Origin of the sequence: Psychrilyobacter piezotolerans, assembly GCF_003391055.1 — a bacterium.
In the GTDB taxonomy this organism is placed as follows: Bacteria; Fusobacteriota; Fusobacteriia; order Fusobacteriales; family Fusobacteriaceae; genus Psychrilyobacter; species Psychrilyobacter piezotolerans.
In genome coordinates this window covers 23,054-47,029 of record NZ_QUAJ01000020.1, presented here as the reverse complement: position 1 = coordinate 47,029, position 23,976 = coordinate 23,054, and the positions used below count along the sequence as shown (strand labels likewise).

At 33.8% G+C, this 23,976-nt stretch carries 20 protein-coding genes; 16 read left to right on the top strand and 4 right to left on the bottom strand.

Going from position 1 to position 23,976, the window contains the following annotated elements; translation table 11 throughout:
• Window positions 1-2: 2 nt before the first annotated feature.
• The 3 genes from DYH56_RS11150 to DYH56_RS11140 form a co-directional block, all read right to left on the bottom strand.
• Window positions 3-938, bottom strand: a complete 936-nt coding sequence (locus DYH56_RS11150; RefSeq protein WP_158539133.1) for a carbohydrate ABC transporter permease — start codon at window positions 936-938, stop codon at window positions 3-5.
• Window positions 939-951: 13 nt separating this feature from the next.
• Complete coding sequence (locus tag DYH56_RS11145; RefSeq protein ID WP_114642950.1) at window positions 952-2,220, bottom strand: ABC transporter substrate-binding protein; 1,269 nt, start codon at window positions 2,218-2,220, stop codon at window positions 952-954.
• 1,215 nt (window positions 2,221-3,435) lie between these two features.
• A complete protein-coding gene (locus DYH56_RS11140; protein WP_114642949.1) occupies window positions 3,436-5,022 on the bottom strand; it encodes a sensor domain-containing diguanylate cyclase in 1,587 nt (528 codons plus the stop codon).
• 128 nt (window positions 5,023-5,150) lie between these two features.
• On the opposite strand from DYH56_RS11140, the gene coaBC reads away from it, so the two are divergent.
• Entirely contained in the window at window positions 5,151-6,335 is a 1,185-nt protein-coding gene (gene coaBC / locus DYH56_RS11135; RefSeq protein WP_114642948.1) for a bifunctional phosphopantothenoylcysteine decarboxylase/phosphopantothenate--cysteine ligase CoaBC, read from the top strand.
• 77 nt (window positions 6,336-6,412) lie between these two features.
• The gene (locus tag DYH56_RS11130; RefSeq protein ID WP_114642947.1) at window positions 6,413-6,817 is read left to right on the top strand and encodes a LysM peptidoglycan-binding domain-containing protein; all 405 of its coding nucleotides are present in this window, start codon (window positions 6,413-6,415) and stop codon (window positions 6,815-6,817) included.
• An 82-nt stretch (window positions 6,818-6,899) separates the two neighbouring features.
• On the opposite strand, the gene kdsB is transcribed toward DYH56_RS11130, so the two are convergent.
• Window positions 6,900-7,637, bottom strand: coding sequence for a 3-deoxy-manno-octulosonate cytidylyltransferase (kdsB, locus tag DYH56_RS11125; RefSeq protein ID WP_114642946.1), 738 nt, complete (start codon window positions 7,635-7,637; stop codon window positions 6,900-6,902).
• Window positions 7,638-7,853: 216 nt separating this feature from the next.
• Between kdsB and DYH56_RS11120 the strand changes: the two genes are divergently transcribed.
• The 14 genes from DYH56_RS11120 to DYH56_RS11060 all read left to right on the top strand — a co-directional run bounded on the left by DYH56_RS11120 (window position 7,854) and on the right by DYH56_RS11060 (window position 23,565).
• On the top strand, window positions 7,854-8,489 hold the full coding sequence (locus tag DYH56_RS11120) for an Rrf2 family transcriptional regulator (RefSeq protein WP_114642945.1): 636 nt from the start codon (window positions 7,854-7,856) through the stop codon (window positions 8,487-8,489).
• A gap of 195 nt (window positions 8,490-8,684) precedes the next feature.
• Window positions 8,685-9,941, top strand: a complete 1,257-nt coding sequence (locus DYH56_RS11115) for an alpha/beta fold hydrolase family protein (protein WP_114642944.1) — start codon at window positions 8,685-8,687, stop codon at window positions 9,939-9,941.
• Complete coding sequence (locus DYH56_RS11110; RefSeq protein ID WP_114642943.1) at window positions 9,938-10,708, top strand: MlaA family lipoprotein; 771 nt, start codon at window positions 9,938-9,940, stop codon at window positions 10,706-10,708. The genes DYH56_RS11115 and DYH56_RS11110 overlap by 4 nt, the downstream gene beginning before the upstream one ends.
• 106 nt (window positions 10,709-10,814) lie before the next feature.
• Complete coding sequence (locus tag DYH56_RS11105) at window positions 10,815-12,071, top strand: alpha/beta fold hydrolase family protein (RefSeq protein WP_114642942.1); 1,257 nt, start codon at window positions 10,815-10,817, stop codon at window positions 12,069-12,071.
• Entirely contained in the window at window positions 12,068-12,820 is a 753-nt protein-coding gene (locus tag DYH56_RS11100; RefSeq protein ID WP_114642941.1) for an MlaA family lipoprotein, read from the top strand. Before DYH56_RS11105 ends, DYH56_RS11100 begins: the two co-directional genes overlap by 4 nt.
• Before the next feature lie 59 nt (window positions 12,821-12,879).
• Entirely contained in the window at window positions 12,880-13,437 is a 558-nt protein-coding gene (locus DYH56_RS11095) for a TetR/AcrR family transcriptional regulator (protein ID WP_114642940.1), read from the top strand.
• Between the two features lie 95 nt (window positions 13,438-13,532).
• Window positions 13,533-15,839 (top strand): TolC family protein, encoded by a 2,307-nt coding sequence (locus tag DYH56_RS11090; RefSeq protein WP_158539132.1) that lies wholly within the window; start codon window positions 13,533-13,535, stop codon window positions 15,837-15,839.
• 22 nt (window positions 15,840-15,861) lie between these two features.
• Entirely contained in the window at window positions 15,862-16,944 is a 1,083-nt protein-coding gene (locus DYH56_RS11085) for an efflux RND transporter periplasmic adaptor subunit (RefSeq protein WP_158539131.1), read from the top strand.
• Between the two features lie 12 nt (window positions 16,945-16,956).
• On the top strand, window positions 16,957-20,115 hold the full coding sequence (locus tag DYH56_RS11080) for an efflux RND transporter permease subunit (protein ID WP_114642937.1): 3,159 nt from the start codon (window positions 16,957-16,959) through the stop codon (window positions 20,113-20,115).
• A gap of 86 nt (window positions 20,116-20,201) precedes the next feature.
• The gene (locus DYH56_RS11075) at window positions 20,202-20,486 is read left to right on the top strand and encodes a GNAT family N-acetyltransferase (RefSeq protein WP_114642936.1); all 285 of its coding nucleotides are present in this window, start codon (window positions 20,202-20,204) and stop codon (window positions 20,484-20,486) included.
• Between the two features lie 361 nt (window positions 20,487-20,847).
• Complete coding sequence (gene pepV / locus DYH56_RS11070; RefSeq protein WP_114642935.1) at window positions 20,848-22,209, top strand: dipeptidase PepV; 1,362 nt, start codon at window positions 20,848-20,850, stop codon at window positions 22,207-22,209.
• A gap of 447 nt (window positions 22,210-22,656) precedes the next feature.
• A complete protein-coding gene (locus DYH56_RS16005; RefSeq protein WP_158539130.1) occupies window positions 22,657-22,806 on the top strand; it encodes a hypothetical protein in 150 nt (49 codons plus the stop codon).
• Complete coding sequence (locus tag DYH56_RS11065) at window positions 22,793-23,167, top strand: hypothetical protein (protein WP_114642934.1); 375 nt, start codon at window positions 22,793-22,795, stop codon at window positions 23,165-23,167. The genes DYH56_RS16005 and DYH56_RS11065 overlap by 14 nt, the downstream gene beginning before the upstream one ends.
• Before the next feature lie 56 nt (window positions 23,168-23,223).
• Window positions 23,224-23,565: a hypothetical protein gene (locus DYH56_RS11060; protein ID WP_114642933.1), complete on the top strand. Its 342-nt coding sequence runs from the start codon at window positions 23,224-23,226 to the stop codon at window positions 23,563-23,565.
• Window positions 23,566-23,976: the final 411 nt, after the last annotated feature.

Here is a 23,976-nt window from a genome sequence, read left to right as displayed (position 1 = left end):
TCCTAATAAACTTCTGATTTTTCTTTTTTTAAAAAACTTTTCTGGACTATTGCCGCCATGGCCGAAAAGAAAAGCAGTATATTGGCTATTGTCATTGCATATCCTGCATTAAAATTTTTGAAGGCATTGTTATATATATGAAGTACCAGGGTCATGGAAGCATTTCCCGGCCCTCCTCCCGTCAGGGTATAGATAAGATCAAAGGTTTGAAGGGACCATACCATCCCTAAAAAAACTACCATTATTGTTGTAGGTTTCAGCAACGGCAGGGTTATATGATAAAAAACCCTCCATCTCCCTGCCCCGTCTACCCTGGCAGCCTCTGTATAGTTTTTAGGTATTTCCATCAATCCGGCTATATAAAGGATCATAAAATAACCTGTATTCTTCCATACTGTTATTCCCATAAGAACAAATAACACTATAGAGGAATCTCCCAGCCAGTTAGGCTGAGTTATATTCAAAATATTAAGGATCATATTGAGGGGAGATCCTTCTCCATTTAACAGTATCCTCCATACAATACTTACCAATACCATAGAAGAGATCACAGGAATAAACATGGCTCCCTTTACAAATTCTGTCAGCCTGCTTTTTCCCCTGCTTACCAGCCAGCTGGCCATGAATAAAGAGAAGATGGTCTGAGCCGGTACTACTCCCAATGTGAATATGAAAGTATTTTTTATAGATGCCTTAAAGGTTTCATCCAAAAGAAGATCTCTATAGTTTGAAAGTCCTATAAACCCTGGTTTTTTTATGATGTTGTAGTCTGTAAAACTAAAGTATATTGAAAGAAAGATAGGAATCACATAAAAAGTAAACAGTAGGAGGCTGAGGGGCCCTATAAAACCATAGGGCTTCCCTTTACCTGCTAATCTTTTTATGCAAAATCTTTTCTTAGGTTTTTCATCGATCAAAAGAATTTCTACATTCTGCATATCCAGCTCCTTATTATTTAGCCAGCAATCTGTTAGAATACGCTGCTGCTTCATCTAAAGATTCTTTGGCACTTTTTTCTCCGGCCATCATCATTTGAAGCTGTTTCCAAAGGTATTCATATATCTCTACTCCATGAGGTCCCACTACAAGAGGTCTATATACTCCCTCTTGGGTTTCGATCATCTTTTGCAGTCTCGGATCTCCCTGGTATGGCTCTCCCACAGCAATTGGTGCTCTTGGGTGATGTTTATGGAATTTAGTCATAGATTCAGTACTTAGCATATGCTCGATCAATCCAAAAGCTAATTTTTTATCTTTAGCACCTGACATAAGTACTAACTGGTCTACCGATGCAAAAGTTCCCTTATCCTCATCTTCAAGGGAAAGGATTATTCCATAGTTCAGGTCAGGAAATGATTTATCTAAGATCTCTCCTGCTGCTGAAGATAAAAATATAGAAAATAATGATTTTCCAGGACCAAATGTTGTCTGAAGCATCTCTTTATTGGTCTGTGCCATATAGTATGGAGGCAGTACATCATATTTAAATTTCAAATCTCTTAAAAATTCAGCTGCTTTAACTCCTGCTTTATCATTAAATCTTACAGATTTCAAATCGTCATTAAATATGTCTCCCCCTGCCTGCCAAAGGAATCCATACCAGTTCCAGTTCAGATCTCCAAAATAAGGTGCTCCCCATCCTTGAGAAAATCCCCATTGATCCGCTTTCCCGTCTTTATCCGTGTCTTTGGTAGCCTTTGTTGCACATCTTATGAAATCTTCCCATGTCACAGGAACATCTTCTCCTATCGATGCAAGGATATCTTTGTTGTAGTAGATTACTGCAGGGTTAGCTGCTTCTATCCCCAATCCATACATACCACCCATCATCTTTCCGTGTTGGATATATATATATTTTTCATAGTCTTCCTTTGTAAGGTAAGGTGTAAGATCTTCAACCGCTCCCATCTCTATAAACTGCGGGAACATCTCAGCATACATATATCCTACGTCCGGTCCCTGCCCCGAAGCAATACCGGCAGCATATTTTTCAGAATAGTTTTCCCACGGGATGATCTCTAATTCCACATCTACATTGTTTGCTTCTTCATACTCTTTGAGAATCGGTTCCCACACAACCTTGTCATTTTCCCCGATAGGCGGCAGCCATACAACCAGTTTTTCCTTCTTTTCTTTCTTCCCCCAAAAAGCCATGGCCTCTGTACTTGTTACTGCAGTCAATAAAATTACCGACAGTACTAACGCTAATATTTTTTTCATTTTTTCCTCCCTTTTTTTTGTTTATATAAAAAGATATGTTCACTTTTTTTATATTAATTTAAAGTGATTATTACCTTCTTAAATACATGCTTTTGTTCACTTTTTTTTATACATTCCCTCCTTTTCTCATTACCTGTTTGCACTCTGTTCAAACAGATAATGAGAAAAAGGCTAATGCCTGATTCATTTTCTATCTTTAATCTTATATTTTATATCTTTTGTTAATAACTGAACTTTTGCGCTGGTGTACGTATTTAAAACTGTAGAGTTGTTATCAGAAGTCTATTAAATTTAATCTATCTTATCGACATCCTTCCAGAATCAACTGAGGCTTGAAGGTTTAAGTAAATTTTTAAATCAATAATTTATCGTCTTCATATTTAACACATCACAAGTGACCCCCTGCTTTACAGAGAGATTATATTTTTGCATTAAAAAAAACATCTATTAATGATTGCTTGAAAATACAGCCTTATCATTCAAAATTTATTAAAGTTAATCTATCTTATCGACATCCTTCTAGAATCAACTGAGGCTTGAAGGTTTAAGTAAATTTTTAAATCAATAATTTTTCGTGTTCATATTTAACACATCACAAGTGATCCCCTGCTTTCCAGGGTGATTATATTTTTGCATTAAAAAAGGTGACATAAATAACTACTATAAATTAATAGTTTAATATGCATTGTGATTAAAAATTTTGTTTTTCATTTTCTTCGTTTTTTACAATGATTGTTGGAACTGGTTGTTCCGAAAGTAATTATTTTAGGAATAGATAGTATATTAAGGTCAAAATATCTCGTTAATATATTTATTTATATCCGCAATAATTTTAAAATGGGTTGGAAGTTAAAGAGTGAAAAGAAATATATGTTTATAATATTGAAGCAGTAAACACCACCTAATATCTCCTTTTTTCAGATTCTAAAAGTTCCATCATGACTTCATCCAGAAGTTTATTAGCTACTCAGGCTCAATTAAATCTTAATTTAAACATAATTCCTCTCCTTTAAAAATTTATTTACATAACTTATACCACTTTTTGTCCTATTTATCAATTAAAAAATGAATTTTAATTAAATCATTTTCTATTTAGTCCTCAAATTTCCATCCTAAATACACTCATTATGATCAATAAAAAAACTGCACTCTGCAGATAAAACGTTAAAAACGTCTACTTTGCAGGTTACAGTTTTTTTCCTTATAAACCAATTTTTATTCTTGATATTCTACCCTGTTTCTTCCATTTTTTTTTGCTTTATACAATAAATCATCGACCCTTCCTAAGAGTAAATCCAGTGTATCATCGGGGAATTTTTTTACGACACCCATGCTCACAGTAATTACAGTATTGTGCTCCCACGTCATTTTTTCTATGATCTGTCTCAATCTTTCACCAATCATAATCCCCTTATCTAACTTTGTATTAGGTAATAAGATTAAAAATTCTTCCCCGCCATATCTGCCGAATATATCTGTAGTTTTTATGTTATCCGATATCGCTTTGGACACACCTTTTAAAACTGTATCTCCAAATAGATGACCAAAAGTATCGTTTACTTTTTTAAATCTATCCAGATCAAACATTATTAAAGAAAAATTCAAATCAAATTTTTTTGATTGCTCAATTTCCTTTTCGATTAAATTTACAATGGCTCTCCTATTATAACACCCTGTCAATGGATCTGTTTCAGAGATATATTTTAAATCATTCTCTCTTTTAATAATCTCATAATTCATTTTTTTTATGGCATTGTTAATAAAACTCAATTCATTTTTTTCATCCATTATCTCTGTTAACTTATCTATATTTTCACTATATTTCCCCTGAGAAATACTATCAATAACACTAGATAATTGACTCAAAGAGCTGTCAAAATTTTTACTTATGATGGATAAAATAATGAGAATAAACACTATGGTCAACAGAACTATGCCAAGGATATAAAACTTTAACCTTAGAACGATATTATTTATATCCTTTTCATCGACACTTCCAAATAGGAGAATATCTAAGCCTTTTATTTTTTTTATATGGTAGAGTTTTTTACCCATGGGAGTCTTTTTTATAATTTTAAGATGATCCTTGGAAAATAAATCCATTTTTGAAATATAATTAAAGTTTTCCTGGTTGTCTCCACCATCTACTAAAATTTTATTATTTTTATCCACTATGAAAAATGATCCTGTATTCCCAATTTTAAATTTTGAAACCTCATTTTTTATATGAGATAAATCAATTATTGCTGCCAATACACCTACTATCTCACCATCTAATTCAATTTTTTTAGACAGTGTTACTATGGGTTCCCCTGTACCTGCATGGATAAAAACTTCCGATAGATAGGCTCCTTTGGAATTAAGAGTTCCCGTATACCACGGCCTTGTTGTGGGATCATAATCAGGTGGTAAATTCTGGTCTTCAGCTCTATTATTAAATATCATTTTCTTGTGGGGACTTCCAAAACCTATAAATTTTATAGTTTTTTCTACCTCAACTATATTTTCCATACGATTAATCATATGTTTCAGTCTATTTTCATTATCTACTTGAAGATTTAAAGAGGTTAAATCCCCATCTTTTTCGTTATATGAATCTGCTAAATATTTCAAAATTTCACTGACAGTATTGATTTCCTCACGAATATTTTTCTCTACATTTTGGCTGGTTAACTCCATCTTTTGACTTTCCACTTCCTTTATTTCCCCAGAAAATATAAAAAATGTAATTATCGAAATAATCAATACAGGTATTGTCGCTATAAAAAAAGTTAAGATAAAAATTTTTCTTTTAAGACTCATCTAATCACCCCTCATTGTTATAATTTATTCCCTGAAATCATATTTTCCTTTTTTTTTTAGTATGCTATACTTATAGATATAAAAAATCTTACACCAAAAGAAAAAATGTAAACAAAGGAGATATATCGATGAATAAAAATATATTATTAGGAATCACCGGAGGGATAGCAGCCTATAAATCTGCTAATATCTGTTCTCTTTTAAAGAAAAACGGATACAATGTAAAGGTAATCATGACCAAAAATGCTACTGAAATAATAACTCCTCTTACCCTGGAAACTTTGTCTAAAAACAGGGTGGCTATCGATATGTGGGCAGAAAAATCAAACATAGATGTGGAACATATAAGCTTGGCTGACTGGGCTGACCTGGTTTTAATAGCACCTGCCACATATAATATCATCGGGAAGGCAGCAAATGGTATAGCTGATGATATGCTCTCTACTGTGATCGCTGCTACCTGTGCCCCCACTTATTTTGCCCTGGCTATGAATGTAAATATGTATAACAACCCCATCCTGAAAGATAATATCAAAAAATTAGAAAAATATGGATATACCTTTATCGACGCCGATTCAGGCCACCTTGCCTGTGACTGGGTTGCCAAGGGGAGACTCAAGAAAGAAACCGATATAGTTGATATTGTGAATAACTACTTCGAATCTTGGGAAAGGGAAAAGTTTCTAGAGGGAAAAAATATTTTGATTACAGCTGGTCCTACTGAAGAAGCCATCGATCCCATCAGGTATCTGAGTAACCGGTCCACAGGTAAGATGGGATATGCTCTGGCAGCTGCAAGTGCTAAATTAGGAGCCAATGTTACCCTGGTCAGCGGGCCGACTAATCTTGAAGCTCCAAGTGGAGTAGAGTTTATACCTGTAAGGAGTGCCAATGATATGTATGAGGCCGTCTTTACTAAATTTGAAAAGATGGATATTGCCATCGGCTGTGCTGCTGTGGCAGATTACAGGATGAAGGAATATTCAGCCTCTAAAATTAAAAAAAATGACGGGGATCTGGTTTTTGAATTGACTAGAAACCCGGATATCCTTATGGAGATGGGCAGGAGAAAACAAAAAGAACAAATCCTCATCGGGTTTGCTGCTGAATCGGATAACCTCATAGAAAATGCCATGAAGAAATTAGAGAAAAAAAATCTAAATCTAATCGTAGCCAATTCCACCAATGCCTTTGGAAATGACAGCAACGAAGTATTCTTCATCGACAAAGAAAAAAACATTTTAGAGATCCCGCAAATGAAAAAAGATGACCTTGCATTTAAAATTTTAGAAACATTAAAAATAAATCTGTAATTATAGAGTTTAGATTGACTAATCCATAATTATGAACTATACTCCTACAAATATCAAATTAATTAGGAGGATTTAAAATGAAAAAATTATTAATATTATTGGCAGCACTTTCCCTTGTAGCATGCAGCAGCAATGAACCAAAAGAAGACATGACAGAAACTGCACCTGTAGTTACTGAAGTTGTTGTAGAAGAAACTCCAGAAATTATGGAAAAAACTCCCATGGTAGAGGAAGAAGATACAATAACTGGAGAAGCCCCAGCAACTATGGAAAAAACTCCCATGGTAGAAGAAGAAGTTATGGTTGAAGATGTTCCAATGGCAGATGAAGCTCCTATTAGCTACACTGTGGTAGAGGGAGATAACTTATTCCAAATAGGTTTAAAATACAATATGTCTTGGGAAAGGTTAGCTGAGGAAAATAATATCTCTAACCCAGATGTTATTGAAGTTGGTCAGGTATTAACAATACCTGCAGAATAAGTTTTCAATGACTGTCTAATTCAAATAAAAGATGATCTCTATATTTTAAGAGATCATCTTTTTTATTAGCTATATAAAATTTTTATATGGTAATCTTATTTTCTTTCACTATTTTTCTGACTCTTTCTAAGTCTTCTTTAGTATCTACTCCTACAATTTTATAGGGTGTCTCCAAAACTTTTATCCTATAACCATTTTCTAAAACTCTGAGCTGTTCCAGTGATTCCGAGACCTCCAGAGGTGTGGGAGCCATCTGTGAATATTTGATAACAAAATCTCTCCTGTAACCATATATTCCCACATGTTTAAAGTAGTTTTTCATATCCAGTTCCCTGGGGTATGGAATAGGCGATCTGGAAAAATAAATTGCATAGTCATCTTTGGTTGTAACTACCTTTACATTGTTCGGGTTCTCAACCTCTTCTATCCTATCTATCCTGTGTTTTAAGGTAGCCATACTTAAATCAGGCTCCTCTAAAAACGGAGTAATCAGGGCATTGATCATTTCTTTTTCTATGAGGGGTTCATCTCCCTGTACATTTATAATCACATCAAAATCACTATAAACCCCAGCGACTTCAGCTATCCTCGAAGTTCCATTGGGATGATCCTCAGAGGTCATAACAACTTCTCCCCCAAAGGATTTTACTTTGTCATATACAAGCTGGTCGTCAGTTGCTACAACAACCATGTCCAGGTCGGATAATAGGGTTCGCTTATATACCCATTCAATCATGGAATGACCGCCTATGTCGGCTAAGGGTTTCCCCTCTAACCTCGTTGAAGCATATCGTGCCGGAATAACTCCCAAAAATTTCATATTTCCCTCCAATTATAATTTTTTATTAATTATACAATATAATTGTTAAAAAAAAAAGGAAGTTGATTTTATTTAGAGTATACTAATTGGCACTCTTTTATTTTTAAGGAAATAAATTAACTATTGCTTTATTATAAGTAAATACTTATAATAGAATAAATAAAAACATTTTAGTTAGATATATATATTGTTTTAGAATAATGGGATGGTGAAAAAATGAATAAAAACATGTCTGAGGATATAGCTTTTTTTAACTTATTAAGGGGATTAATTGCACCAAAATTAGGAAACGAGACATTGGATTACACTATATCTATAAGTGATCTTGCCAATAAGATGGAAATGGATATTAAAATAATTTCTAAATTTTTGAAAAAATTAAAAGAAGATGGATTAGTTAATGTTTTAAACGGAGTCGATGGAAATGTTAATCTTCACTTTGAAAAAACACATGATAAGCTCTTAGAGATTATCTCTGTCGATGCAGTGGAAGAAACAATTTCTGATATGAGTGATTTTATAGAGAAAAAAAAATCACACTTCAATATCAATTATGAAAACGAATATATATCACGATATGCTCTGGAAATCAAAAATTTAATGGATGAAAAGGGGCAAAATACAGATCTAAGTGAAATTATTTCTAAAGGTATCAAAGAGATATTGAGTGAAGAGAAAAACAGAACTTTATTAAATAAAACTATATTTGAAATTGCTAAAGAGGCTGATGAAGATGATCTAAAAAAGCTGGAAGAAATTATCTATTTTAAATTAAATTTACCGGTAGAAGAAAATCCATTTTATGTGACTTTATTTTTAACGGCTATATCCTACCAAATTCAATATTTATAAGATTCTAAGAGGGCATAAACTATGCCCTCTTTTTATATGGAAATCAATAAATTTAAAAGATAAACTCTGGAAGCAAGCAGCACAGAGGACAGGAGAACGGAGATCTATGAAGAAAAAAGGAAATTGGAGGTTCCAACAGAATAAATATCTGTATAGGTGTGAAATAAATAAATAAATAAATAAGGATGGGATCATATGAAAAAAATAATATTGATATATCTGATGATAAGTTTGTGGGGGTATGGGTATGATTATCCACATAAAGATCCATATTTAGCAACAGTGCTGGCAACTCCTACTAAAGATATGGCTGAATTTAAAGATACAAATTTTAAAGAGATAAGGCTGGACTTAAAGGGTGACAGTGCTCCACCTAATCTATGGTATTTAGATGGATTCCGATTTGGATTGATGGCTCAAGATCATGAAGCTCCCCTGACATTTTTGCTGGCTGGAACAGGATCTAAATACAATTCCTATAAAATGCTGACTATGAGCAGAATACTGTATCAAAATGGCTTTAGCGTTATTATGCTTCCCACCAGCTTTGATTATAATTTTATAATTTCGGCTTCTAAAACTCATGCTCCTGGATTTTTAAAAAGAGATAGCAACGAGATCTACGATATCATGAAGCTGGCTCTGGATAAAGTAAAGGAGAAGATTCAGTATAAGGAAACTTATGTTACAGGGTTCAGCCTGGGAGGAACAACGGCTCTCGTCGTAGGAGAGATAGACAGCCGAAAAAAGCATTTTGACTTCAAGAGAATTGCTGCTGTCAATCCCACTGTAAACTTATATGAATCTGCAAAAATTTTAGATGATATGCTGGATGATAATATAAAGAGTGAGGAAGAATTAGATCAGTTACTGCAAAAAATAATTTTAGGTATAATGAAGTATGGTCAGGTGAATGGATCTACGAAGATCGATGAGGCTGCAATCTATTCATTGTTTAAACATTTAAATATGGAGGAGAAGGAATTAAAGATTCTTATTGGTGCTGCATTCAGGTTTATAGCCATAGATGTCAACTATATAAGTGATGTCATGACCAAAAGCGGGGTATATACGGACCCTAACAAAAAAATCACAAAATTTCAAAGTATGAGTGAATATTACAGTGCTATTAATTATAGTAATTTTCAAAATTATATAGAGAGGATTGGTTTTAAAACATATAAAAAATTGGATAAAACCCTGACTATGGAGAAGATGATAGAAAACAGCAGTTTAAAAACTATAGAGAACTATCTAAAAGAAGCTGAAAATATTGGAGTTTTTACCAATGAAGACGAATTGATATTGACTCCGGATAATCTAAAATATTTAAAAGAAACAATGGGCAGCAGGATAAAAATCTATCCCCATGGGGGACACTGTGGGAATATGTTCTATGAGGATAATATAGCTTCTATGGTCCATTACCTTAAAAGAGGTGAGTTAAGATGAAAAAAATATTTATTTTAATAACTTTACTTTTTATGGGCTGCACCGGTGTAAAGGTAAAAGAAAAGGTTTCTTCTGATAAAGCAGAAAAAATATTCATAGTAAAGAGTTCTAAACTTCATTTAAATGATGGAAAATCTCATATTATGGATGCATACGATCCATTTGAACCGTTGAATAGAAGGATATACTACTTCAACTATCAATTTGATAAGTGGGTAGGTTTACCTGTATCTGATTCATATAAATTTTTCCTGCCGCAAACTGCCAGAACTGGAGTAGGAAATTTTTTTAGTAACTTATATGAACCTATCAGTGCAATAAACGGAGTATTAATTTTAGATTATAAAGCCGTATTTACAGGGATAGGCAGATTTTTTATAAACACCACAATCGGAGTTGCAGGTTTATTTGATGTGGCGACACTTATAAATATTCCTAAACACGAACTTACTTTGAATGATACCCTTGCGGTATATGGGGTAAAGGATGGTCCATACCTAATCCTGCCATTTTTAGGACCAAGTGACCTGAGAAATGCCGGCTCCCTGCTGACCACCTTTGTCCTAAGGGTACCTTTGGATCCTATCAATATTTATAGCGGGTCTTTATGGGAAGACATAGCCATCAAAGGATTAGACGCAGTAGATGTTAGAAGTGAAATTAATTTTCGATACTACAGTCTGGGAACTCCATTTGAATATGAATATGTCAGACTCCTTTATTTGAGATCTATGGAAATAAGAGAAACTAACATTAAAAAAAATTAATTTAACGTTGACACCGACCTATAGGTAGGCTATAATGATTATGATATTCAGGAGGAAAAGAATGAATAGATAATTATTGTTTTAGGAAAAGATAAGGGCGGGTTGAATGAAAAGAATATTGATGATATATATATTAATAAATTTATGGGTTTACGGGTATGATTATCCATATAAGGATCCATATTTGGCTACAATACTAGCAACCCCAGTAGAATTTATGGCAAAATTTGAAGATGAGAATTATGAAGAAATGAAAATAGATTTGAAGACAAGTGAAATCCCGCCTAATCTGTGGTATTTAGAAAAATTTAAATTTGGGTTGATGGCACAGGATAAGGAAGCTCCCCTGATATTTTTATTGGCAGGAACAGGCTCGAAATATGATTCCCATAAGATGCTAACCATGAGCAGGATATTATATCAAAATGGTTTTAGTGTGATTATGTTACCCACCAGTTTTGATTATAACTTCATAGTTTCAGCTTCTAAAAATCATGCTCCGGGAATTTTGGGAAAAGACAGCAGGGAGATATACAGTGTGATGAAGTTAGCCCTTGAAAAAGTAAAGGATAAGATTCAATATAAAGAAATTTATGTTACCGGGTACAGCCTGGGAGGAACGACGGCTCTTGTTTTAGGAGAGATCGACAGCCGGGAAAAATATTTTAATTTTAAACGAATAATGGCAATAAATCCAACGGTAAATTTATATGACTCGGCAAAATTATTGGATGAGATGTTGGATAACAATATAAAAAATGAGGAAGAATTAGATCAATTATTGCAAAAAATAATTTTAGGTATAATGCAGTATAGTCAGAAAAATGGAACGATGAAGATAGATGAGGCTGCAGTCTATTCATTGTTTAAACAATTAAATATGACCGATCAGGAATTAAAGGTTCTTATTGGTGCTGCATTTCGATTTATAGCCATAGATGTCAACTATATCAGTGATCTTATGACCAAAAGCGGGGTGTTTACAGATCCTAATAAAAAAATAAAAAAATTTCAGAGTATGAGTGGGTATTATAAAGCAATAAATTATAGTAATTTTCAAGATTATATAGAAAAAATCGGCTTTAAAACATATAAAAAACTGGATAAAAATTTGACTATGGAAGAGATAACAGAGGAAAGCAGTTTAAAAACTGTAGAGACCTACCTAAAAGATAGTGAAAATGTAATGGTAGTTACCAATGAGGATGAGGTAATTCTAACTAAAGATAATCTAAAATATTTAAAAAAAATCATGGGCAGCAGGATAAAAGTCTATCCCTATGGAGGACATTGTGGAAATATGTTCTATGAAGAAAATATAGATTATGTGATAGATTTTTTATTAAACGGTGATTTTAGATGAAAAAAATATTTATTTTAATAACCTTACTTTTTATTGGTTGCAGCAGTGTAGAGGTAAAAGAAAAAGTTTCTTCTCATGAAGCAGAAAAAATAGTCGTAGCAAAGGATTTTAAACTTCATTTAAAAGATGGAGAATCAGATATTATGGATACCTATGACCCATTAGAACCATTGAATAGGAGGATATACTACTTCAACTATCAATTCGATAATTGGGTGTGGTTACCAATATCTAATTCATATAATTTTTTCCTGCCGCAAACAATAAGAACAGGGATAAACAATTTTTTTAGTAACCTGTATGAACCTATCAGTGCAATAAACGGAGTATTACTATTAGATTCTAAAACTGTATTTACAGGAATAAGCAGATTTATTATAAATACCACAATCGGAGTTGCAGGTTTATTTGATGTGGCGACACTTATAAATATTCCTAAACGCGAACTTACTTTGAATGATACCCTGGCAGTATATGGGGTAAAGGATGGTCCATACCTAATCCTTCCATTTTTAGGGCCAAGTGACCTGAGGAATGCCGGTTCCCGTTTAACTACCTTTGCACTGAATCCAATTCATTCGGGATCTTTGGAGACAGATTTAGTTATAAAAGGAGTAGAAGGAGTGGATACCAGGAGTAGAACAGACTTTCGATACTACAGTCTGGGAACTCCCTTTGAATATGAGGTTGTCAGGCTTCTTTATTTAAAATCTATGGAAATAAGAGAAACCAACATTAAAAAAATTTAATTTTTATTGACACCGACCTATAGGTAGGCTATAATGGTTAGGATATTTAGGAGGGGAAGATGAATAATACAAAAAGTGAAATAATCAGAGTAGCACTAAGGATGGTCAGTGAAAGGGGGTATGAATGGTTAAGTTTTAAAAAAGTTGCAGATGAAGTCGGCATTGCAAAATCCAGTATCTATCATTATTTTAAAAAGAAAGAGGATTTAGGGATCGCAGTAATGGAGGTAATAGAAGAAAGAATTCAAAAAAATAAAGATGAAATATTAACCTATGAAAGTGAAAAAGAAAAATTAGATGCCTATTTAATAAGAGCAGATAAGGAGGACACACTATACGCAGAAGCCATGGCACAATTAGCTTTTAATTTTAATGGGTTACCTCCAAAACTTCAAGAAAAATTTAGAAAACGTTCCATAAAAGATTATGAATTTGTCTTGGGAATCCTGAAAAGAGGGGCAGAAAAAAAAGAATTTAGTATAAAAAAGGATTTAGAAGAGGCTGCAATGGGGATAATACTCATGAGTATTGGAGGTTATCTCTATGGCAGGGTCTTTCATGATGAAAATGTAGATATCAGTAAATATATCACCGACAGCATAATAAATAAAAATTAATTTGTAGGGAAACCAACTGTTTTTCATATAATATAAGTTAGAAAAATAAGAAAAACGTTAATTCCCAATTTAAACAGTATATAGGAGGAATGAAATTGATAAAAAAAATAAGTTTAATTATTCTGTTATTTGTCATAAGTGTTTGCACCTTTGCTAAAGAAGCTGTAAATATTGCTGTATTATACAGTCAAAAAAGTAGTAATAATATGAAAAACTCTCAGAGTATCATGGAAAAAGAATTTACAGCTGTTTTAGAAGGAAGTTATAATGCGGTTTTTCCAAAAGAATATCAAATTATAGCAGAAAGCGGGAAGGAAGAGATTGAAAAAAGATACAATGAACTAGTTGCAGACAGGGGTGTAGACGTAATTGTAGGCGGAGATTTTATAGTGTCCAATGTAATTCTAGGGAAAAAAAAGATAAAAAAATTAAGTATAATGCCTTTTGCTCAATATATCTATCATGGTGAAACCAGTGGGGTGGAAAATCTTACCTATAGTGTTCAACCAGTGGGGTTTAAAAAAATATTCCAACTTCTCAAAAGTGTAGAGGGTGATTTTTCAGAAATTACACTTATAGCACCAGAAGAATTATTAAAGGCAGATGAAAGAATAATTCCTTTTGTAGAAAAACAGATAAAGGAAAATGGAATATCCAAGATTAAATGGGCTGCCTTTAATGGAGATTATGAAAAATTAGCTGCAGATGTCAAAGGGCAGAAAGTAGCTCTTTTAGGTGGTTTTTCAGACAAAGAAGAGTTTATTCAAATCATGGATGTTTTAAACAATGAAAAAATAGTAACATATGCAGATGGATATGGAACAGGAGTAAGTGACCAGGCATACCTCTCTTTCGAGGTAGATACAAATATCCAAAAAAGACTCCGAAAATCAGCTATCTCTCTCCTGGAAATATTAGATGGCGGCAGTGCTAAAAACCAAAAAGTTTATTTGGTTGGGGGAGAACTGAGACCGGTTATCAATCAATCGGTAGCTGAAAAAATAGGTAAATGGCCCAATTGGAGAACAACGGTGTCAGCTAAGGTAGTAGGGGAAAAAAGTTTAGGAAAGGAACTGACCCTCTATTCATCCATAAGAAAGGGTTTAGAGGACAATCTGCAACTAACAATAGATAAAAATGATCTAAATATCCAGGAATACCAAGTGGATGCAGTCCAATCATCCAGACTGCCACAAATAAAAGCAGCAGGTGGATACAAGGTCGTAGACCAGGGGCAGGCAGATGCTCCCAACGATGTTAAAAAAGAAAATACTTATGTAGGTGTAGGGTTAAGACAGGTAATCTTTAACGATAAGTTAAATTCAGCGGTATCTGTAGAAAAAAGTGTTTTCAATGCAGAAAAAGAAAGTTATAAACAAAGTGAATTAGATACAATCTTAACGGTTTCTACAGCCTACTTTAATGTATTAAAATTAAAGGCTTCTGAAAGTATTCAATACAGTAACTTAGAATTGACTAAAAAGAACTTGGAGTTAGCCAGAGTCAGGGAAAAAGTAGGATATTCCAGAAAATCAGATGTATACAGATGGGAGAGTAAGTTAGCTACAGATATCAGTAAATTAACTGACTCCCAGGCTAAACTTAAAAATGCCAAGGAAGGGTTGATGAGAATTTTAAATAACGAGCTGGATACAAACTTTCAACCTGTGGATATCCTGGATACTGAAGAGTTTTTAGGAATAGCAGGTTTGGAGTTAACTAAGAAAAACGTAATGGACGACACCTTAGATAAACTGATGAAATTAGGTCTTGAAAATTCCACTGAGATTAAACAGATCGATAGTTATATGGATGCAGCAGAGAGAAGGTTAAAGGAAGCAGATAGAAATTTCTATGCCCCTGAGGTGGCACTCACTGCTAACTACAACTACTATATGGATAGAAGTGGTAGTGGTAATCTATATTCTAACCCGGCAGACTCTGACCCCAGAAAGGAAGCATGGACTGTAGGAATAGAGGTAAGTATCCCATTATTAGAAGGGGGAGAGAGGATAGCCAAAAGAAATACAGCCACTGAGCAACTACAAAAATTAACAACTCAAAAAGAAGATGTTGAAAATAGTGTAAAACAAAATATCAGAGCTTCTCTAACAGATTTAGTAACGGCTAAAATAAATGTGGAAACTTCAAAAGATGCCAGAGTTGCAGCAGATAAAACTCTTGAGTTAGTGACGGATTCATACTCAAGGGGAGAGGTATCTATAACTGAATTATTAGATTCTCAGAATGTGGCAATTCAAGCCAAGGAAACTGAGAGTGCATCTAAATATGATTATTATACTAAGTTGATGATAACAGAAAGAGCTGTAGGAGTTTACCATCTATTAGACCCTGAAGCATATTTCGAATTACTAGGTGAAACTAATTTAAAGGTACAATAATCAAAAAATGAGGAGGAAACAAATGTCATTATACAAAAAAATACTAACTATAGGATTTGTAATAGTAGCCCTTGCAAGCTGCGGGACTAAAAAAGAAGAGGAAAAAATTGAATTAAGAACTGTCAGGCATAAAACAATAGAATTAAAAAGTCCGGCACAGTCTCTCAGTTTCACAGGGGATATAAAGTCTACTTTCGAACCTGAGGTAAGTTTCAGAGTACCTGGAAACATTGAAAAGATGAACTTTAAGCTGGGGCAGCCGGTAAAAAAGGGAGAAGTTTTAGCCACCCTGGATAAGATAGATTATGAAATTCAATTAAGAAAGGCTGAGAGTTCTTATGAAACTGCCAGAGCATCACAAATAGAGGCACAATCAAGCTATAACAGGATAAAAGAACTATATCAAAATGACAGTGTATCTAAGAGTGAATTTGACAGTGCAAAAGCCAGAATGGATTCTACGGCAGCCTCTTTAAAGGTTGCAGATGAAGGAGTGAAATATGCCAAACGTCAACTGAAATACACCCAATTAAAATCTCCTATAGATGGTACAGTAGCTGTTAAAGTCTCAGAAGTGAATGAAAATGTAGCTGCTGGCCAATCAGTATATATACTGAATACAGATGCAGATTTACAAGCAATAACATTTGTTCCTGAGAGTGCAATCGGACAAATAAAAATTGGATCACAGGTCAATATCTATGCAGGTGCATTGGAAAAAACTTATTTAGGTAAAGTTGTGAGAGTAGCTACATCATCACTGCAATACGGAGCCACATATCCTGTAAAGGTAGCTATATTAGATGCAGATAAAAGTTTGAAAAGCGGGATGTCTGTTGTAGTGGATTTTAATAAAGATGAGGTAAGTGAAAAAAATAAGATATTCATACCTTTAAATGTAATCTTAAAGGGTGCAGACACTAACTATGTCTTTATCGTAGAAAAAGCCGGTGAAGGGATAGGAATTGTCAGAAAAATTGAGGTTAAAACAGGTATGGTTACCAACAAAGGTTTAGAAATTTTAGACGGGTTATCAGAGGGAGATGAATTAATTACAGCTGGAATGACTAAATTAGAAGATGGTCAGCAGGTAAAATTAAAATAGGGAGGAATTTAGATGAATTTAACAGAGATGGCAATTAAGAAAAAAGTAGTTACATTTACTTTTATATTGCTTTTAGCACTAGCTGGAGTTTCCACCTACTTTAAATTACCAAAGGCAGAGGATCCAGGATATGTAGTAAGAACAGCTACTGTGGCTACTCTATATCCAGGGGCCAGTCCCAGCAGGGTAGAGAACTTAGTGACAGATAGGATTGAGCAGAGAATTCAAGAGATGCCGGAAGTCGACTATATCAACAGTGAGAGTAGGGAAGGATTCTCTTATATTACGGTACAGTTTAAGGATGAGTATAAAATAATGAGACCAATCTTTGATAAGTTGAGGAGAAAGGTAGATGACGCTAAAAAAGATCTACCAAGTGGTGCACTACCACCCTTTGTAAATGATGACTTTGGTGATGTTTACGGGACACTGATAGCTGTCACAGCTGATGGATATTCACCTGAGAATCTGAGAAGAGTCGCTAAGTTTACAACGGAAGAATTGTTGACCATGAAAAATGTAGGTAGAATAGTCCAGTACGGAGTCAGACCGGAAAATATATTTATAGATTATGATAATGCTAAATTATCACAATTTGGTATTTCTCCGGGATATCTAAAACAAGTTCTAGAGAACACAAATATATTATCCCCCGGGGGACAGATCCTTTTAGGCAAAGAAAGACTGAGTTTTGAACCCAGTGGAAACTTTGACTCTGTAGATGATATAAGAAATACAGTTATAAGACTTCCAAAGGGAAATTTGGTAACTGTAGAAGATATTGCTAAGGTAAGGAGAGCATACCAAGAACCTATCCTTACAAGGGAAAAATTTAACGGTAAGGATACCATCGTTCTTGGAATCTCTTTAAAGGAGGGAGGAAACATCTTGGACCTCCAAAAAGAGATAGATGAAAAAATTACAGCTGTAGAATCCAGCTACCCCATAGGAGTAGATTTTACATATTTAACCCAGGAAGCTGCCAGGGTAGATAAAAGTGTCCAGAGTTTCCTATCCAATGTAGCTCAATCTATACTTACAGTAATGCTGGTACTCATAATATTTTTAGGCCTTAGAGTGGGGGCCATCGTAGCTTCATTGATTCCTATAGTAATGGCATCATCCATGGTATTTTTAAGTTATTTCGGCTTAAGTCTTAATCAAGTCTCACTGGCAGCTCTGATAATTGTATTGGGAATGCTGGTAGATAATGGAATAGTAATATCAGAAGCAATCATGGTCAATATGGAAAAAGGAATGGACAAGATAGACGCTGCCTTAGAAGCTTCAAGAACGTTGAAGGGGCCACTTATGATCTCTTCTTTGGTTACCATATCAGCTTTCTTACCAATAGTGCTGGCAGCTGGAACTATGGGAGAATATACAGGACCTATAACCTATGTAGTTGCCATTTGTTTAGGATTATCATGGATATTAGGAATAACTTTTATTCCCCTGCTCTGTGTATTATTTTTAAAGGTAGAGAAGCAGGAAGCAGGCTATGACAGTAAATTCTATAGACTTTATAGAGGATCTCTTCTAAAAGCACTAAAACATAAGTTTATGGCAGGTATAATAATTATTGGAATATTCTTTATAGCTGTATTTGGATTTAAAACCTTTGTTAAGGTCAAATTCATGCCGGATAAAGATGTCCCTATATTGACAGTAGAAGCAGAATTGCCATTTGGAACATCTATAGAAACTACAACTAAGATGGTATTGGATGCAGAAAAATATATTCGAAAGGAATATTTCTTAGAAAATCCAAAGCAGGTAGAACCACCATTAATTGCCAATATCTTAGCAGGTGGAACTTTGGTTAAATATGAAAAAGAAGGAATATTAAGTACAGGAACATTTATAGGGGAGAGTGCTCCAAGATATATCTTATCTCATACTCCTAAGATGAGTCAGCCAAATTTTGCCTTTGCAATAATCAATACTACCAGTTTTGATATTATAAAATCTGAGATCCAGCCTAAACTTATAGCATGGTTTGAGAAAAATTACCCAGATGCTAATATTAAGATAGACACTCTGCAGAATGGATCTCCAAGTGACCGTCCAATAGAGATCAGGGTAAAAGGTAGAGATACAGATAAATTACATGAATATATTGCAGAAGTAGAAAAAATAGTCAAAGAAAATATTGTAGGCTTAGCTGATACAAAGACCGACTGGGGTGGAAAAAATAGAAAGTTTACAGTTAATATAGACCAGCAAAGAGCACTCAGAGCCGGACTTACAAGTCAGGATATAGCAATATCTTTAAACAGTATCCTAAGCGGAATAAAACTGACAGACTATAGAGAACAAGACCGGTTGATCCCGGTGATGTTGAGATCTCAAGGTACTTCCAGAGAAGATATAGAGGTCTTAAAAAATACACCGATCTATAACCAGACTACAGGTAACTCGGTACCACTTGGGCAGGTAGCTGAGATAAAAACAGTATGGGAAGCACCTAAAATAGTTAGAAGGGACAAGATAAAGGCCATGATGTTTCAAGTTGGATTAAGAAACCCAGCAACAGCTATGGAACAGACATTAAAAATCAAACCATTATTAGATGAAGCTGCATCTAAGTGGGAATATGGTTATAGTTATGAATTAAATGGGGAATACTATAACAGTACAAAGGCAAATGATGCACTAGCTGCAAAATTCCCCATAGCAGGAATCTTTATATTGTTACTACTTATAATTCAGTTTAATTCATATACGATATTAATCACAATTTTAGCTGCATTACCACTCATCTTAACCGGTATAACATTTGGATTGGGAATAACCCAGCTTCCATTTGGATTTATGCCTATATTAGGGGCACTATCTCTAGTCGGTATCATGATAAATAATGCCATTGTATTGATAGACAGGATAAATATTGAAAAGGATGAAGAGGGACGTGAACTACCAGGTGCAATAGTACATGCAGCACAGGCTAGATTCAGACCAATTGTCCTTACTACTGCTACTACAGTGTGCGGACTTATCCCATTATGGCTAGGTGGAGGAGTAATGTTCGAAGGAATGGCAGTAACCATGATCTTTGGATTGATCTTCTGTTTAGGTATAACATTAGGTATAGTACCAATCTTATTTGCAATCTTCCACAGAGTTTGTTATAAGGGATACAAATATGAAGATGAAGATATAGAGGGATAAAAAAATAAAATGGAGCCTAGTTTTTAGTTAGGCTCCCCCTTTTTAAAAAGATAGAATAAAAAAATTGATTTTTAGGAGGTTTTTGTATGGAAGAAATTAAAATTATACACTCATTGGATAAAGGTAAGTTTTTAGCCATGGACGGAGAGGTCAAGGTAGGATCTTTAGGGTATGAATTAAAAGATAGGGTTATATATATCAACAGTACCTATGTAGATCCAGAATATAGAAATAGGTTTTTAGGTAAAAGACTGCTCGACCAATGTATAAGTTATGCCAGGGAAGAAAAATTTAAAATTTCTCCTGTATGTTCCTATGTAGTAAAAATATTTAAAAAGACAGATAAATATGATGATGTAAAAGTTATTTAAATAAATAAGCAACGTGACGTTGCATCCAGATAGGCATAATTTCCTAGATAATAAAAAAGGTGATTTCTCATAGGGCAGGAGTCATCTTTTTTTAATTAGATCTTTGATTCTGTACAGGAGTAAATGAATTTGATCCTTCCCTAATAAATTTGAATGGATTTATAGAGGGATAAAGGCGTAAAAACTTAAAATAATAGTAAAATAGTACTGATTTTACATACAGTCCTATAAAAATTGTACTTTTTATGGTTAAATTGACTTATTTCCCTTGTAAAAATTTAAAATAGGTTATATACTAAAGGGGTAAAATATGAAAAAAAGTTAATAGAATAAAATAATTAAATATAAGGGGTGTTTTTAAATGTTACAAGATAAAATATTAGACTATAAAGACGATGTAGTAAAATCTATACAAGAGGCTATCAGAATTAAGAGTGTGGAGGAAGCTCCGTTACCTGGAATGCCATTTGGAGAAGGTCCTGCAAAGGCCCTGGCTCATTTTTTAGAATTAGGAGAAAAATTAGGATTTGAATCTACTAACTTTGATAACTATGCAGGGCATATTGACCTTGGAGACGGGGAGGAAACTCTGGCTATCCTTGGGCATGTAGATGTAGTTCCTGAAGGGGAAGGATGGGACCACGATCCATACGGCGGGATCATTGCTGATGGAAAGATATTCGGTAGAGGTACTTTAGACGATAAGGGCCCTATGATCATGTGTATGTATGCTATGAAGGCATTAAAGGATTCTGGGGTAAAGCTGGATAAGAAGATCAGAATGATCTTAGGAGCTAATGAAGAGACTAACTGGGGATGCATGGATCACTATTTTGGTACTCTAAAGATGCCTCAGCCGACTTTAGCATTTACTCCTGACTCTAGTTTTCCAGTAACATTTGCAGAAAAAGGAATTATGCAGGTGACTATGACTAAAAATGTCAATACTAAAGGGATCACTATCGAGGGTGGAAAAGCATTTAACTCAGTAGCAGAAAGCTGTGAAATGACATTCCCAGCTGAACTTTTAACTGTTTTAGAAGGTAAAGTAAAAGAATATAACGAAAACAATGAATATAAGATGGAGATCAAAGATGGAAAATTAATATCTTATGGTAAATCATCTCATGGAGCCAGACCAGAGAGCGGGTATAACGCTATATCTGCATTGATGGGAACTTTACAAGGGGTAGATTTAGGAGAGATCTCTGAATTTGTAAGTTTTTACAACTCTAAGATCGGGATGGAGTATAACGGTGTTTCTATGGGAATTGGATTTGAAGATGCCGATTCTGGAAAATTAAGTTTAAATATCGGAAAATTATCTATCAAAGATGGTAAGATAGAGTTAGGTATTGACATGAGATATCCTGTAACAACTAAAAAAGAAGCTGTTTTAGAAGGATTAGAAAAAGCTGCTGCAGAAAATAATCTTGTATTGACTGTAAAGAGTCATACCAATGCACTTTATTCTCCTAAAGACACAGTTTTAGTAAAAACACTTATGGATGTATACAAGGAGATCACAGGAGATGTAGATGCAGAGCCGGTAGCAATAGGTGGTGGAACATATGCAAGAGCCGTAGATAATGGTGTAGCATTTGGAGCATTATTACATGATCAAGAGGATAATATGCATCAAAAAAATGAATATATAGAGATCAGTAAGTTAGATACATTATTAAAAATATATGTAGAAGCTATCTATAGATTAGCTAAATAAGAAAGTGACGTTTCATCAGATAAGCATACAATAATTAAAGAGGCTTTTGTTAGAATTTTTTTCTAACAAAAGCCTCTTTTTTTAGGTATTTTTTTCAGACTCCTTCTGCCCTGCCGAGCACCTTCCTCTTACTCCTTTAACTCTTCCTTTGGATGGTTTCCCTTCGTAAAGGAAACCAAAGTTGAGATAAAAGCCTAAATTTCCTGAAGAGATAGAATAACGCCCCCTTCTCTTCCCCCTCTTAATATAAGTGGGGGAGGTAGAATTTTTTTGCTTTTTTAAGTATTTTATTAGTAATTGGTAGGTGAAATGTATTGAGAGGATAAAAGACATTGAAAAGGAGAGAAATAAGGAATATACTAGAGATAATAAAGGATTATAGGAGCATAAAATGACTAGCAGACAGAGTGAATCTGTACTTGAAGAAAAGTAAATAGGGGGAATAAATTGAAACTAGAGTTCAAAAAATATATAGAAACAGTAGTAAAATCAAATGATGCGAGAGAACTTTATAATGAAAGTGTTGTTTGTTATAAAACAGGGGCTTATAGTGCTTCATATTTAATGAGTTATTTTAGGTTTTATGGAAAGTGTTAGGTATAAAATTATAAATTCTAATAGACCCGAAAATTATCCGGTTGACAGGTGGGAAAGTGATGTATTACATAAAATAAGTTCAGAAGAAACTTGGGACAAAAATGTTTTTGAAATTCTTATTAGAAGTAGAAATCCAATATTTAACTTGTCGGAGGGATTAAAAACACAACTATATTATTGGAAAGATAGAAGAAATGACTGTACACATTTTAAAGAAAACGAAATTAGTTATTCTCATATTGAGGCATTTTGGTTATTTATTAAATCTAATTTTGAGAAATTGAGTGTAAATGGAAATGTGGAAGATTTATTGAATAAGTTTAAGGTCCATTTTGATGATTCTAAAACTATACCTGGATAATTGATGAATGTGTAAGAATTCTAGATGGAAGAACTGCAAAAAATTTCATTGGGAAAATGTTTGAAGAATTTGAAAATAATTTTATTTCTGATATCGATGAAATAATTTATAAAGTTCTAACCAAAAATGATGAAATAATAAATAGTGAAATTGTAAGTTGGATAAAATTATATAAAGAGGATTTGAAATTTGAAATAATAAAAAAATACCCTAAATTGCTAAATCATTTTGATCTTGCAGAACCAGATATTAGACACCTTTGGTATGAATTTAATAAAGGCTGGAATGCAACAGATGTAAAAAATACTTTAAACCATTATTTTATAACAAAACCCACAAAAAAGGAGCATTTATTGAAATTGCAAAAGATAATAACTTTAATTTACCTAGCGAAATAGAATGTTTTAGAGAAGATATATAAAATATGGAGGAATAGAGATATGGGAGAAGAGCAAAATGCAGTATTAGAGAAAAAATATAAAAATTTAGTAGGTAAGCCGTGAGGCTTATCATTACTGGGTCTTTTTTATTTTGTCTTAATTTATATACATAGATTTACTAATATATCCATCATACTTTCCCAAGTAGGTGGAGAAACCAAAGTAATTGCTTCAAAAAAATGCAATAGTTTTCTCTAGAGTTAGAGAAAACGCCAACAGGGAAGGAGTCTGAAGGAGAATTTAAATTATTTTATTTCATTTCAGCTATATCCTCTGTCTTTATTCGCATTTAAAATAAATACCTGAATATTATTCATTCCCCCGTCTTTATGAAAGAAGGGGGCTAGGGGGAAGTTCTGTATCATTTAT